We start from the raw sequence: 14,141 nt of genomic DNA on the forward strand, positions 1-14,141 counted from the left end.
ATCACGTACAATAAACTGCTTATTTGCAGAAGGAATCAATCCATGCCACCATTTGTCTTGGTCGATGGCTCATATTTTCTATTTCGTGCCTTTCACGCACTACCACCATTAACCACGTCAACTGGTTTACATACCAATGCTATTCGTGGCGCGATCTCTGCGATTCAAAAGTTGATGCGTCGTACTCAGCCTACTCACATGGCGGTAATTTTTGATACGCCTGAGCCGACTTTCCGTCACGAACTATCGCCAATTTATAAAGGTGACCGCCCAAGTATGCCTGAGGAACTTTCTCAGCAAATTCCATACTTACATGCTTTAATTCGTGCTTTGGGTATTCCACTTTACATGCTACCAGGCGCAGAAGCCGATGATATTATTGGAACTTTAGCCAAACGTGCCGAAGCCGAAGGACAGCAAGTACTGATTTCTACGGGCGATAAAGACATGGCGCAGTTGGTGACTGAAAAAGTTACCCTTGAAGACAGCTTCAAAGAAAAGCCAATGGATATTCAGGCTGTATTTGACAAGTTTGGCGTATGGCCGCATCAAATTATTGATTATCTGACCCTCATGGGTGATGCTTCCGATGGTATTATGGGCGTGCCCGGCATTGGCGCCAAAACTGCTGCAAAACTACTGACCGAATATGGCTCGATTGGTGCGATTTTAGAAAATGTCGATCATATTAAAGGCAAAGTCGGACAAAATATTAAAGACAATGCCGATGGCATCGCGCTAGATCATCAACTCGCCAGCATTGTTTGTGACCTTGATCTGAACTTTGGTTATGCCGATCTAAAACTACAAGACCCTAATGTTGAAGCCTTACGCAATTTATATACCGAGCTAGAATTCCGTAATCAATTACAATCGCTCGATCATCCAAATAATCCAAATAACAGCAATTATAAACAAGCTGCAAAAACAGTCGCCGCACCGACAGCCAATGAAATTGAAACTGAAGATCAAGCCACGCAAAGCAGTGTTGATGATCAACTCGGTGCAGCAACATACCACACCATTTTAGATCAGGCGCATTGGGATGCTTTGCTGCAACGCTTGCAAACTGCACAGCGTTTTGCCTTTGATACAGAAACCACCAGTCTGGATTATCGCGTTGCAGAAATTGTTGGTTTTTCTATCGCGTTCGATGCCAAAGATGCCTATTACGTACCTTTGGCGCATGATTATGAGGGCGCACCACAGCAGCTCAACCGTGATCAGGTTTTGGCACAAATCAAACCTATTTTAGAAAATAATGCGGTGGATAAAATTGGGCATCATTTAAAATATGATGCGCATGTGCTTGAAAATCACGGTATTCATTTACAAGGTTGGTATTTCGATACCATGTTGGCATCTTATGTGCTTAACTCTGTCGCAACCCGTCACGGCATGGATGATGTGGCACGCTTATATTTAAGCCACCTGACCACATCTTATGAGCAAATTGCAGGCAAAGGCGTCAAGCAAAAAACTTTCAATCAAATTGAAATTGAAACGGCTGCGCACTACGCTGCAGAAGATGCGCATGTTACGTATCGTTTATATGAAGTGCTGTCTGCGAAGCTACAAAAGCATCCTGAATTGGTCAATATTTTGCACAACATCGAAATGCCTGTGGCGCGTGTGCTGACCAGTATGGAAGAAAATGGCATTCAGCTTGATCTGAAATTTTTAGATCAATTGGGTGTCGATTTTTCCCAAACCATGCAAGATTTGGAAAACCAAATTGTAGAATTGGCAGGTGAAAACTTTAATGTCAGCTCACCGAAACAAGTGGGCGAAATCCTGTTTGATAAACTCGGACTCAAAGGCGGCAAGAAAACCGCAACAGGTCAATACAGTACCAGTGAAAGTGTTTTGGAAAAAATTGAGCATCCGATCAGTAGTTTAATTTTAGACTACCGTGGTTTATCTAAACTCAAAAGCACCTATACCGATGGCTTACTGAAACAAGCCAACAACGATACGCATCGAGTGCATACCAGTTATCACCAAGCTTTGACTGCAACAGGGCGTTTATCTTCTACTGATCCAAACTTACAAAACATTCCAATTCGTACCGAAATTGGTCGTCAAATTCGTAAAGCCTTTGTCGCACCTGAAGGTCGCGTGTTGTTGGCAGCCGACTACTCGCAAATCGAATTGCGTTTAATGGCACATTTTTCACAAGATGATGCCCTACTCGATGCCTTTAACCATGGACAAGACGTGCACCGCCGTACTGCGGCAGAAGTCTTGGGTATTGCCTTAGAAGACGTAACCTCAGATCAGCGTCGTCAGGCCAAAGCTGTAAACTTCGGTCTGCTCTACGGCATGTCGGAATTTGGCTTAATTCGTCAGCTTGGGTTTACCCGTGAAGAATCACAAAACTACATCAAGCAATACTTCCAGCGTTATCCGGGCATTTATGAATATATGCAACGTACCCGCCAAGTCGCGCTAGAACAAGGTTTTGTAGAAACTATTTTAGGTCGTCGCCTCTATACGCCAGATATTGCTGCACGTAATATGATGGTACGTAAAGCGGCAGAACGTGCGGCAATTAACGCGCCATTACAAGGCTCTGCAGCTGATATTATTAAAATGGCGATGATTGAAGTCGACAAAATGTTACCGCAAGCGCAAGCCAAAATGTTGCTGCAAGTACACGATGAATTGGTATTTGAAGTCGATGCAGATGCGGCAGATGAACTCGCGCCGAAGTTGGCAGAAGTCATGCAATCTGTGGTGGAAATTTCTGTACCATTGGTGGTGGAAGTCGGAAAAGGCAATAACTGGGATGAAGCGCACTAAAGTCGTTGCGCTCTCTTTTTTCAGCACCTTCCTTCGCCTAGAAGGAGGTCAGGATGCAGGTTATTTGTATTTCTGAAGACTCATTAAGGTCGTCAGCCCAAACTTAAACTACAAAAAAAGGACTCAAATCGAGTCCTTTTTAATGTTTTAGGATAATGCGACTTATAAGCCAGTCAGCAATACAATCGCTACCTGATTCATAATAATTTCAGCGATATATAAAGCCAAAAATGCAATAATTGGCGACAAATCAATCATGCCCATGTTCGGCAATAAACGACGAAATGGTGCTAATAACGGCTCTGCCAACTCTTGAATCACCTCAATATACGGGCCACGAGATTGAGTAAACATCACCACCCAACTCAAAATAATGGTGGCAAAAATCAAATAACGACAGAAACGGATTAAATCCTGAATCATGGTCACAAAAGTCAGAATCAGTAAGTGAATTGGACTATTCGGCATCGCACCATTGAGATACATAACACCAAAAATTTTGAGTAGATACAACACCACCAACAAAGCCAAGGCTGCAGAGTTAACTCGACCTTTGCCAACCGTTGGAAAAATACGTCCAAATACATCTACAATTTTGGTGGCTTTAATGGTTGAAAGCACCACAGGGTTATAAGGACTCACCGCTGCCAATTGCATTAAGAAACGGAAGAATACGAGCAAAATCGCTACGTTAATGATAATGCCAAAAATTAGCGCAGAATTTGCACCCATACTTAAACTTTCCTAAAATTTAAATTCATTGTTTTTCAATAATTAAATACTATCACTCAACTCTTGCGCTAATTCTTGACTACGCGTTTTAGCAGCAGCCAATGCCGCCTGAATATTTTGTGAAATTTGCGCATGATCAAACACTTCAATTGCCGCTTGGGTCGTGCCATTTGGTGAAGTTACATTTTTGCGTAATTCTGCAGGTGTATTCGAACTGGTAATTGCCATTTGTGCTGCACCCAAAGCAGTTTGTAACGTCAGTGCTGTCGCCACTTTTTCATCTAAACCTAAGTTCTTGCCTGCACGAATCATACTTTCCATCAAATAGAAGAAATATGCTGGCCCTGAACCAGATACTGCAGTCACAGCATCAATTTGCGCCTCAGAGTTTACCCAAATAGTTAAACCTGTCGCTGCCAAAACCTGACTTGCCAATTCACGGTCAGTGCTATTGACCTGTTCGGTTGCATACAAACCATGTGCACCTGTTTGCACCAAAGCAGGCGTATTTGGCATTACCCGCACTACACGTTCTGTACGTAATAACTCAGAAATCGTGGCAATTTCTGCGCCCGCAACAATCGAAATCACCAGCTTATCTTCAAACTGACCGTGCAATGGACGCAATACTTGTGCCAAAACCTGTGGTTTGACTGCAAATACCACAATATCTGCATCTGCAATCGCGGCCAAATTATCCTCAGTGACATGCACATCTTTTTCTTTTAATAATTCACGCACTTGTTCTACAGGGTCTGAAACTGTAATACGGGTTGGCGGCAAACCTCTGGCAATCAAACCACCAATCAAGGCTTGCGCCATGTTGCCACCGCCAATGAAACTAATATTACAATTCAATACTGCACTCATGATTCACGCTCTTCGTTGAGTTCTTTGTCGTTAAGAGACTAAATTCGGTTGCCATCCATCTGCGACACAATAGTCCGACTGTGCAAGCCAAAAGCCTTTGGGGCTAAAAACGCCTAGCATAACATTATCTAGGCTTAATATTTGAATTGTATGACGCGTCCACGGAAAAATTTGTGCTTCCTGAATGGCTTTTTTCAGTGGCCATGTGCCCACCCGACCATACAAATGAATTTTTTCACCACCCAAACGTGGCCGTAAAGTTAACGGACGATTCAGCAAAGTTGCAGATAAACCGACTTTGGCTTGTTGCAGTTGATAACAGCCAGACCACACTTGAAAAGTCTGATCTGCCTGCAAACATAACACTTGTTCTTCTGCCTCAAAATGTTCTGCAGCTAAATACTCCGCTTTCGGCAAACGAAATAATTGTTGCTGATAACGCAGATAATAATAATCCTGACAATGTAATGCCGCTTGTGCATCGGCTTTGGCTTGAATCACCTCACGTTGCAAGCGTTCGACCATATCAAAACTTGGGCGATATTGTGCCTGTCCTTTCATCCATGCCGATAATAGCTGACGTTGCCGTGACAAAGACAATTGTTGTAACTGAATTAAATTCAACTGCGAGTTTGTGCCACATGCAGCTAAATCCTGCGCCAAAACTTCTGCCAAAATGTTTTCAGTATCTTGCATCAAGTTTGCAGTACGCGTCACAGCTTGCTGCATTTTAGGAAAACGCTGTTGCACGACAGGCCACAATATTTCTCTTGCCCAAGCTCGGTCATAATGCACATCCTGATTGCTTGGGTCTTGCACATAATCGAGCTTTAATTCAGCACTCCATTGGCAAATCTGCTCACGCGAAATATCCAATAACGGACGCCAAATACTGATGTCATCACGCACATCGACAGCTTGCATGGCAGCAAGTCCTTGCACACCTGCGCCTGAAAACAAACGCAGCAATACGGTTTCTGCCTGATCTTGCTGATGATGCGCCAATACTAGAACTTCGTTGCTATCTAAGTGCTGCATATAGGCCTGATAACGCGCCTGACGTGCCTGATTTTCTAAATTACCCTCAGACACACTGACTTTTTGCAGCACACACGGCACATTTAAATTTTGGCAGGTGGCTTGCACCAATGTGCCCCACGCTGCGCTTGGACTTTGCAATTGGTGATCAATATAAATCGCGCGTACTTTTTCAGGGCACAAAAACGACAAAAGATGCAGTAGCAGCATGGAATCCATGCCGCCACTACATCCGATTAAAAATTTTGTCTGTGCAGAAAAAGCCTGTAATTGGCTTAAGACGCTAGACCTAAATTGTCGCTGCCAAACTTCATTAAACGCTGGTAACGTTCTTCGCATCGTTGTGTTGCATCCATCGCTTGCAATTCATCCAAAGCTTCTTTTAACACATTTTTCAGACTGTGCATGACTTGTTCAGGGTTTAAATGCGCACCCTCACCTTCATCAACCACGTATTCTACAATACCAATCTTTTGCAGTTTTTCTGCAGTCAATGCCAATGCTTCACTGGCTTGTTCGGCTTTTTCTGCAGTTTTCCACAGAATAGACGCACAACCTTCTGGTGAAATAACAGAGTAAATACTGTGTGACAACATTACCACACGGTCAGCCACGCCAATACCCAACGCACCGCCTGAACCACCTTCGCCCAATACTGTAGCAATTACAGGTACTTTTAAGTTCGACAATTGCGCTAAGCTGGTCGCAATCGCTTCTGCCTGACCACGTTCCTCTGCACCTACACCTGGGTATGCACCCATCGTATCAACAAAAGTGAAAACTGGCAGATTAAAACGCTCTGCCATATCCATAAGACGCTGTGCCTTACGGTAGCCTTCTGGATTACACATCCCGAAGTTGTGTTGTAATTTTTCGCGGGTACTGCGACCACGATGTTGACCTATCACCATGACAGGCTGACCATCAAAGCGTGCCAATCCACCGATCATTGCACCATCATCACCAAATAAACGATCGCCATGTAAGGCATCAAATTCAGTGAAAATTTCACCCACATAGTCTAGAAATTGCGGACGTTCAGGATGACGTGCAATTTGCACGGTTTTCCATGCTTTAGATTGAGCAGCTTTTTTCATAAGTCGACTGTTATCCCTAAATTAACCAAATCTTAATCGACAAATTGTTCCGACTGAATATTCAATTCAATGTCCCAATTCTTGAATTGCACTTGTTCATCGTGCAATTCAGCGACAAGCAATGGCCATTGTTTGGCATCACCCGACACGCTGAGCTGCCATTGTTGCGCATTGCGGATGCTTAATTCAATGGCAGGAAGCATCGCATCGCTACGACTTGCGTTGACCAAAACTGCAAGGCGAAGCAACAAACTTAAGTAAACAATTTTATTGCCACCCGCTTTCAGTGCTTCTGTTTTCGCGTCTTGGCGCAACTTTCGACGATGGTTGCCGACCAAATGCGAGAGATAGTTTTGGTCAATTTGTGAGAAACCGGGAATGTCCGAATGTTGCAATAAATATGCACCGTGACGATGATAACTGCTGTGACTGATGGCTAAACCAATTTCATGTAAGTACGCAGCACGACGCAATAAGTCACTATCTTCGTTATTTAATTTTAATGATTCTGCCACGCTGTCAAATAAATGTTGCGCAGTTTTCACCACACGTCCAGCCTGTTTCGGGTCTGAGTTATAACGCCCCATCAAGGCCTGTACACTGCGATCACGAATGTCTTCATGCTGGAAACGTCCCAACAAGTCATACATTACGCCTTCACGCAAAGCCCCATCGGAATACACCAGTTTATCGATATCTAATACATCAAATACCGCATATAAAATTGCCAAACCTGCTGGCAAAACTGCTCGACGGTCTTCTTTTAGACCATCAAATTCCATTTCTGATACGTGTTTAAACTTGAGCAAACGGTCTTTGAGTTTTTCTAAACCTTCACGAGTCAGATTTTCCTGCTCATTGCTCCAGCCCATATTTACCGTAATTTGACGACAAGCTTTAATGGTACCGCTCGAACCTGCAACGGTATCCCAACCTGCTTCTTTATAAGTATTGGCAATCGAATACAGTTCTTTACGCGCTGCAACCACTGCTTTTTCAAAACTGCTCTTGCTAATTTCACCATCGGCAAAATAGGCTTTGGTATAGGCCACACAGCCCATTTGTAAAGATTCGGTATGAATTGGCTCAAATTCTTCGCCAATAATCAACTCTGTCGAACCACCGCCAATGTCAATTACCAAACGACGACCACTATTTGCCATCGTGTGCGATACGCCTAAATAAATTAAACGGGCTTCTTCACGCCCTGCAATAATTTCAATAGGTTTAGGCAAAATTTCTGCGGCTTTTTGAATAAACTCATGTCCATTTTTGGCCTGACGCAATGCGTTGGTTGCCACAATACGCAAACGGTTTGACTGCACCGCAGTTAAACGTCCCACAAAACGCGCCAAACATGCCAAACCACGTTGTTGAGCAGCTTCGGTCAAATTCTTATTTTCATCTAAACCTGCGGCCAACTGTACTTTTTCTGACATTGATGCCACTTTTTTTACTTCACCATGATCCACTCGAGCAATCGCCAAGTGAAAACTATTCGACCCCATATCGATGGCTGCGAGTAACTCTTCATCAATTAAAAAATCAGACATTCTTCAAACAAACCTAGACAGAATTGTGCCTAGAGTAATTCACATACACCTAATTTAAAAGCCATTTATCAGCACAATTTGACGACTATTTAAATTTTCCGCATATATGACAATTGTGTTACAGAATTCGCATTTTCGTTTAGCGTTATCGTCACGATCAATTGGACAAACTTGTATTTTGAATGGAAAATCCACAGATTCCCCTACTTTGTTCAAGATGGCTATGTAATACTAACTAAAGCTATCTTAAAAATTATTTGGAGCGTAATCCATGTCTGGCAACATCGTAAACACCACTGATGCAAACTTCGAAGCAGATGTTCTTCAATCGGATACTCCTGTATTGGTTGACTTCTGGGCTGGCTGGTGTGCGCCATGTAAAGCAATTGCACCTGTACTTGAAGTACTTGCAGACGAATACCAAGGCAAAGTTAAAATTGTAAAAGTTGATGTAACTTCTTGCGAACAAACTGCAGTGAACTACAACATCCGCAATATTCCAGCATTATTGATGTTCAAAAATGGTGAAGTGGTTGCACAGCAAGTCGGTGCAGCACCTAAATCTAAATTGACTGCATTTATTGACGAAAATATCTAAGTCGATGGATCCATCGTCTATTTATAGAGATGATGAAAAAAATACGCCACGCATTGGCGTATTTTTTTTGCCTACAAATTGACAAGTAGACGTTTCTCTCTTATATTGCATGCTCAGGAAACGCAGGATCTTTCATCCTCTTTCTGAAAAGACACAACACAAAAATGCCGCTCGGCAACAGAAATTGTTTTTCACATTTTTCAATCAAACAATGAATCAGTGCTCTGAATCGTTATTGTGCAAATACAATTGCTTTCATTTTATTGTATGAATGCGGCTAAATGTTGCTCCCTCTCTAACCTGTACCCCAGAATTTTAATTCTATCAGAACCTCTATGAATTTAACCGAACTCAAGAAAAAACCGATTGGCGAACTCATCAAGATTGCCGAGTTTATGGGCCTTGAAGGAATGGCGCGTAACCGCAAGCAAGACATTATTTTTGCCATCTTAAAGCGCCATGCCATGAATGGTGAAGAGATTTTTGGTGATGGCGTTCTAGAAATTCTCTCTGATGGTTTTGGTTTCTTACGCTCAGCTGCAGGTTCATACCTTGCTGGCCCAGATGATATTTATGTCAGCCCTTCGCAAATTCGTCGCTTTAACCTGCGCACGGGTGACACCATTACAGGTACGATTCGTCCACCAAAAGAAGGCGAACGTTATTTTGCTTTGCTCAAAGTCAATCAAATTAACTATGACACCCCTGAAAATTCACGTAATAAAATCTTATTTGAAAACTTAACCCCGCTTTTCCCAACAGAACAGTTGGTGATGGAGTTAGGTAATGGAACAACTGAAGACTTAACTGCACGTGTGGTAGATTTGGTTGCGCCAATTGGTAAAGGTCAGCGTTCAATTATTGTGGCTCCGCCTAAAGCGGGTAAAACCATGTTGCTACAAAACATCGCTCAGTCGATTGTTCGTAACAACCCAGAAGTGTTCTTGATTGTACTTCTCATTGATGAACGCCCTGAAGAAGTGACTGAAATGGAACGCACCGTGCGCGGTGAAGTGATTGCATCAACATTTGATGAGTCACCTGCTCGTCACGTTCAAGTTGCAGAAATGGTCATTGAAAAAGCCAAGCGTTTAGTTGAACATAAAAAAGACGTGGTGATTTTACTGGATTCGATTACCCGTTTGGCACGCGCCTACAACACTGTCGTACCTTCTTCAGGCAAGGTTTTAACAGGTGGTGTTGATGCGCACGCTTTAGAACGTCCAAAACGCTTCTTTGGTGCTGCACGTAATATTGAAGAAGGTGGTTCTCTAACCATTATTTCAACTGCACTGATTGAAACTGGCAGTAAAATGGATGAAGTGATTTACGAAGAGTTTAAAGGTACAGGCAACCAAGAGATTACCTTAGACCGTCGTATTGCAGAAAAACGTGTTTTCCCTGCCATGAACATCAAAAAATCAGGTACACGTCGTGAAGAGCGCTTAATGAGTGAAGATAATTTGCGTAAAGTTTGGATTTTGCGTAAATTGTTACACACTCAAGATGAATTGGCAGCAATGGAATTCTTGCTTGATCGCATGAAAGAAACCAAAACTAATGACGACTTCTTTGATCAAATGAAACGTAAAGCAGCCAATTAAACGGCTATAAATATTAGAACACCTAAAAAAGTCATCTTAAAACGATGGCTTTTTTATTTGGTTGACAAAATTTACATAAAGACACAATTGCACGCGGTATATGTAAACTTATTTTTAAGTAAATGATTATAAAAAAATATTTAGTAAAAACCTTTTAGTTTTTAGCCAGTTACCGTGCAACTCTCCAATCTAAAATGCTAAATTAATTGTTATTTTCTGTTAAAAAAGCACGTATTTTTCGCGTTTTTTTGCCTTTTTTTCAATCAACCTAGTAGCAATTCAAAAAGCGCAGTGATAGCATATTCGCAGACCAGTTAGACTGCGCCTGCGTTGTTAGTGCCTAACAAAATTTAGGAATAATAAAAGCATACAACAGACTAACGTCGGTTTTTTTTAATCTCATATTTTAGAGAGTGATGCCATGTTATTCAAAAAAATCGCTATTGCTGCTGCAGTTGCTACTACTTTAGCTTTCGTTGGTTGTGCTAAAAAAACTGAAGAAGCTGCTGCTGACGCTAACGCTGCTGCATCTGAAGCTGTTGTAGCTGCATCTGAAGCTGAAGCTGCTGCTGACGCTGCTGCTGTAGAAGTTGCTTCTGGCGCTGAAGCTGCTGTAGACGCTGCTACTGATGCTGCTGACACTGCTGCTGATGCTGCAACTGACGCTGCTGATGCTGCTGTAGACGCTGCTGCTGCTGCTTCTGAAGCTGCTGCTCAATAATCGATACGATTATGCAGTACAAAAAGAGAGCCGATGGCTCTCTTTTTTATTTCTGAATATTTTGTCTAAAATTTATTTTACTCAGCACAATATCTCCAAATCGCTCAATCCATCTTTTTCAAGTAGATGATTCAGCATATAAAAGCATTTAACCAAAACACTTAACCCCATTCGGCATTTATTTCGATATAACCTTTTGGTTTCTCATCTCCACGCTCAATTCTTAGGTAGCGTCTTGTTCAGCTCTACAGTGTTTTCATTCATATCCATAGTTTGATTCAAGTCTCTCAATTGCAAGATCAATCACTATGTCTTGCTAAATCACAGCGTCTTTCTAAAATCTCTTATAAAAAGCATAAAAAAAAGCAGATCAATCGATCTGCTCATTTCCCACACGCTGGCGGAATTTCTGCCCTGCGCGGAATGTGACTACACGGCGGGCTGAAATTGGAATTTCTTCGCCTGTTTTCGGGTTGCGACCAGGTCGTTGACGTTTATCACGTAACTCGAAGTTCCCAAACCCTGAAAGTTTAACTTGCTCGCCAGAGATCAGTGCTTGGCTGATCTCATCAAAAAATAACTCGACCATTTGTTTCGCTTCACGGCGGTTTAAACTCGTGAGCTCACTTAAATGATCAGCCATTTCTGCTTTTGTTAATGCTGTCATGAAGCCCTCAATGTCGCTTGGTAAGTGTTTTCCAACACTTGCAGAATGTTATCCATACCAGATTTAATTTCAGCATCTTCAAGTGTACGTGTTGGATGTTGCCATAACAGAGCAAAAGCCAAAGAACGCTTGCCTTGTTCAACACCTTGTCCAGTATACACATCGAATAACCAAGTTGAGTCTAACAGCGCTCCACCCGTTTTTTCAATAAGTTGCTGAATTTCGCTTACATTTATCTTATCACTAATTAAAAGCGCAATATCACGTCTAACCGATGGAAAACGTGATAATTCTGTAAAATTAGATACATAAGTTTGCAAAACTGCTGTTTGATCGAGTTCTGCTACCCAAGCCGTGCCTAAATCCAGCTCATCTTCTAAAGATGGATGTAAACGACCAAAGTAACCAATAGACTGACCATCTACCAAAATTTCAGCAGATTGTCCAGGATGCAACCAAGTACGCTCTGAACGAACATACTCTACCTGCACACGACCTGCAGCTAAAATTTCTTCAATATCGCCTTTAAAATCGAAGAAATCCATAGGCTGAGCTTTAGCATGCCAAGATTCTGCATGTTTAGCACCCACCGCAATCAATGCCAAAGTTGGAATTTGCTTCAAGTCATGAATGCTTGCTGCATGTTGATAATCAAAACGTAAACCCAACTCAAAGAAACGCACACGGTTTTGTTGACGATTCACGTTGTACTGAACGCATGGAATTAAGCTGGATAACAACGTTGAGCGCATTACTGCCAAATCGCTTGAAATTGGATTCGCCAATGCCAACGGATTCACTGCAGGGTTTAATTGTTTTTCCAATTTTGCATCGGCAAAGCTAAAACTAATTGCTTCTTGATAACCTAAAGTCACTGCGGTTTGACGTAATTGCGCAACTTCAAACTGATCTTGGTATTTTGCTAATTGCACATCAATCACAGGCAAACTGATTTGAATGTTGTCATAACCGTGAATACGAGCAACTTCTTCAATTAAGTCTTGGTAAATTGCCATATCAAAACGATGTGATGGTGGTACAACGCTCCACTGACCTTCAGCTTGAACAGTAACTTCGCAGCCTAAACGAGTTAAAGCATCGGCAATAAATGTAGCATCAACGTGATAACCCAAGAGCTGATCGACTTGCGCTTGATTTAACGCAATTGCTTCACGTGTTGGCAATTGTGCTGCTTGTTCTGCCACTGTAATTGGACCAAATTCGCCGCCAGCAAATTCTGCAATCAGTTGTGATGCACGGTTCATCGCCAATAATGGCAATTCAAAATCGACACCACGTTCATAACGCTGTGAGGCATCGGTATGCAAACCATAACGACGTGCACGACCTGCGATATGCAATGGTGCAAAGAAAGCGGATTCAAGGAAAATTTCTGTGGTTTCATCACTTACCGCAGAAGATAAACCACCCATGATGCCCGCCATCGCCAATACTTTTGCGTCATCGGCAATCACCATCACATCATCTTGCAGCTCAACTTCTTGCTCGTTTAACAGCACCAATTTTTCTGCTGCAGTCGCTTGACGAACTTGAATGCCACCTTGAATTTTAGCACCATCAAAAGCGTGCATTGGCTGACCCAATTCAATCAAGACATAGTTGGTAATATCAACCAAAATACTGTGCTGACGGATACCTGAACGTGCCAACGCGCGCTCCATCCACTCAGGTGTAGCGGCTTTGGTATTTACATTTTTAATCACACGACCTAAATAACGTGGGCAGCCTTCCGTCAAACTTTGTACAGTTTTTTCATCCTGAATAGTTGCCGCTACTGCCTGAATGTCAGGTGTATTCACTGGCAATTGGTTAATCACCCCAATTTCACGGGCAATACCACGAATACTGAAACAATCACCACGGTTTGGAGTAATACTGATATCAATGACATGGTCATCTAGATCAAGATATTCACGTACATTCACACCTACAGGTGCATCTGCAGGCAGTTCCAATAAACCATCAAGTTTATCTTCAAGGTCAATTTCTGATGCGCCGCAGAGCATCCCTTGTGATTCCACACCACGCAGTTTGCCTTTTTTGATTTTAAAGTCGCCTGGCAATACCGCACCAATGGTTGCCACAGGTGCTTTCATACCTACACGCACGTTTGGCGCACCACACACAATCTGCAACGGCTCACCTGAACCAATATTTACCGTAGTCACACGTAAACGATCTGCATCTGGATGCTGTTCAACCGTTAAGACTTCACCCACCACAACGCCTGTAAATGGCTTTGCTGCTGGTGACATGTCATCAACTTCTAGACCCAGCATCGTGAGTTGATTCGATAAAGTATCGCTGTCAATGGCTGGGTTAACCCACGTGCGTAGCCAATTTTCGCTAATTTTCATTGATATAAAACCTATAAATCTAAATTTTGAATCCCCTCTACTCCCTCTTTTCAAAGAAGAAGCATCCTGTGTCATATATGG

General features: G+C 42.4%; 11 protein-coding genes. 4 read left to right on the plus strand and 7 right to left on the minus strand.

What is annotated here, in order from left to right; genetic code table 11:
- The first annotated feature begins 42 nt into the window (after positions 1 to 42).
- Complete coding sequence (gene polA, locus FTV43_RS04955) at positions 43 to 2,802, plus strand: DNA polymerase I (RefSeq protein WP_004975176.1); 2,760 nt, start codon at positions 43 to 45, stop codon at positions 2,800 to 2,802.
- A 162-nt stretch (positions 2,803 to 2,964) separates the two neighbouring features.
- Here the strand turns inward: polA and FTV43_RS04960 are convergent, their stop codons facing one another.
- From FTV43_RS04960 to ppx, 5 genes are read right to left on the minus strand one after another with little or no spacing between them, the layout of a single operon-like run.
- On the minus strand, positions 2,965 to 3,534 hold the full coding sequence (locus FTV43_RS04960) for a YggT family protein (RefSeq protein WP_004975174.1): 570 nt from the start codon (positions 3,532 to 3,534) through the stop codon (positions 2,965 to 2,967).
- A gap of 42 nt (positions 3,535 to 3,576) precedes the next feature.
- The gene (gene proC / locus FTV43_RS04965) at positions 3,577 to 4,404 is read right to left on the minus strand and encodes a pyrroline-5-carboxylate reductase (RefSeq protein WP_096902428.1); all 828 of its coding nucleotides are present in this window, start codon (positions 4,402 to 4,404) and stop codon (positions 3,577 to 3,579) included.
- Positions 4,405 to 4,434: 30 nt separating this feature from the next.
- Positions 4,435 to 5,781, minus strand: a complete 1,347-nt coding sequence (gene tilS, locus FTV43_RS04970; protein WP_179994993.1) for a tRNA lysidine(34) synthetase TilS — start codon at positions 5,779 to 5,781, stop codon at positions 4,435 to 4,437.
- The gene (locus FTV43_RS04975) at positions 5,718 to 6,539 is read right to left on the minus strand and encodes an acetyl-CoA carboxylase carboxyltransferase subunit alpha (RefSeq protein ID WP_004975170.1); all 822 of its coding nucleotides are present in this window, start codon (positions 6,537 to 6,539) and stop codon (positions 5,718 to 5,720) included. The genes tilS and FTV43_RS04975 overlap by 64 nt, the downstream gene beginning before the upstream one ends.
- Positions 6,540 to 6,571: 32 nt before the next feature.
- Positions 6,572 to 8,092: an exopolyphosphatase gene (ppx, locus tag FTV43_RS04980; protein ID WP_004975167.1), complete on the minus strand. Its 1,521-nt coding sequence runs from the start codon at positions 8,090 to 8,092 to the stop codon at positions 6,572 to 6,574.
- A gap of 271 nt (positions 8,093 to 8,363) precedes the next feature.
- Here ppx and trxA point away from each other — a divergent pair, with 271 nt between their 5' ends.
- The 3 genes from trxA to FTV43_RS04995 all read left to right on the plus strand — a co-directional run bounded on the left by trxA (position 8,364) and on the right by FTV43_RS04995 (position 11,015).
- Complete coding sequence (gene trxA, locus FTV43_RS04985) at positions 8,364 to 8,690, plus strand: thioredoxin (RefSeq protein ID WP_004975164.1); 327 nt, start codon at positions 8,364 to 8,366, stop codon at positions 8,688 to 8,690.
- Positions 8,691 to 9,025: 335 nt separating this feature from the next.
- A complete protein-coding gene (rho, locus tag FTV43_RS04990) occupies positions 9,026 to 10,294 on the plus strand; it encodes a transcription termination factor Rho (RefSeq protein WP_004975162.1) in 1,269 nt (422 codons plus the stop codon).
- Between the two features lie 421 nt (positions 10,295 to 10,715).
- Positions 10,716 to 11,015: a hypothetical protein gene (locus tag FTV43_RS04995; RefSeq protein ID WP_179994994.1), complete on the plus strand. Its 300-nt coding sequence runs from the start codon at positions 10,716 to 10,718 to the stop codon at positions 11,013 to 11,015.
- Positions 11,016 to 11,385: 370 nt separating this feature from the next.
- On the opposite strand, the gene FTV43_RS05000 is transcribed toward FTV43_RS04995, so the two are convergent.
- Together FTV43_RS05000 and pheT are read right to left on the minus strand one after the other, a co-directional pair.
- Positions 11,386 to 11,682 (minus strand): integration host factor subunit alpha, encoded by a 297-nt coding sequence (locus FTV43_RS05000; RefSeq protein ID WP_004649746.1) that lies wholly within the window; start codon positions 11,680 to 11,682, stop codon positions 11,386 to 11,388.
- Positions 11,679 to 14,060 carry a phenylalanine--tRNA ligase subunit beta gene (gene pheT / locus FTV43_RS05005; protein ID WP_104852457.1) on the minus strand — a complete coding sequence of 794 codons (2,382 nt, stop codon included), beginning with the start codon at positions 14,058 to 14,060 and terminating at the stop codon, positions 11,679 to 11,681. Before pheT ends, FTV43_RS05000 begins: the two co-directional genes overlap by 4 nt.
- Positions 14,061 to 14,141 lie beyond the last annotated feature (81 nt).

Origin of the sequence: Acinetobacter sp. YH16053 (genome assembly GCF_013417035.1) — a bacterium.
Taxonomy (GTDB): Bacteria; Pseudomonadota; Gammaproteobacteria; order Pseudomonadales; family Moraxellaceae; genus Acinetobacter; species Acinetobacter towneri.

What these genes read in the sequence shown, in the direction of transcription:
- polA (WP_004975176.1), top strand. Translation starts at nt 43, where the DNA reads ATGCCACCATTTGTCTTGGTCGATGGCTCATATTTTCTATTTCGTGCC.
- FTV43_RS04960 (WP_004975174.1), bottom strand. Translation starts at nt 3,534, where the DNA reads ATGGGTGCAAATTCTGCGCTAATTTTTGGCATTATCATTAACGTAGCG.
- proC (WP_096902428.1), bottom strand. Translation starts at nt 4,404, where the DNA reads ATGAGTGCAGTATTGAATTGTAATATTAGTTTCATTGGCGGTGGCAAC.
- tilS (WP_179994993.1), bottom strand. Translation starts at nt 5,781, where the DNA reads ATGCGAAGAACGTTACCAGCGTTTAATGAAGTTTGGCAGCGACAATTT.
- FTV43_RS04975 (WP_004975170.1), bottom strand. Translation starts at nt 6,539, where the DNA reads ATGAAAAAAGCTGCTCAATCTAAAGCATGGAAAACCGTGCAAATTGCA.
- ppx (WP_004975167.1), bottom strand. Translation starts at nt 8,092, where the DNA reads ATGTCTGATTTTTTAATTGATGAAGAGTTACTCGCAGCCATCGATATG.
- trxA (WP_004975164.1), top strand. Translation starts at nt 8,364, where the DNA reads ATGTCTGGCAACATCGTAAACACCACTGATGCAAACTTCGAAGCAGAT.
- rho (WP_004975162.1), top strand. Translation starts at nt 9,026, where the DNA reads ATGAATTTAACCGAACTCAAGAAAAAACCGATTGGCGAACTCATCAAG.
- FTV43_RS04995 (WP_179994994.1), top strand. Translation starts at nt 10,716, where the DNA reads ATGTTATTCAAAAAAATCGCTATTGCTGCTGCAGTTGCTACTACTTTA.
- FTV43_RS05000 (WP_004649746.1), bottom strand. Translation starts at nt 11,682, where the DNA reads ATGACAGCATTAACAAAAGCAGAAATGGCTGATCATTTAAGTGAGCTC.
- pheT (WP_104852457.1), bottom strand. Translation starts at nt 14,060, where the DNA reads ATGAAAATTAGCGAAAATTGGCTACGCACGTGGGTTAACCCAGCCATT.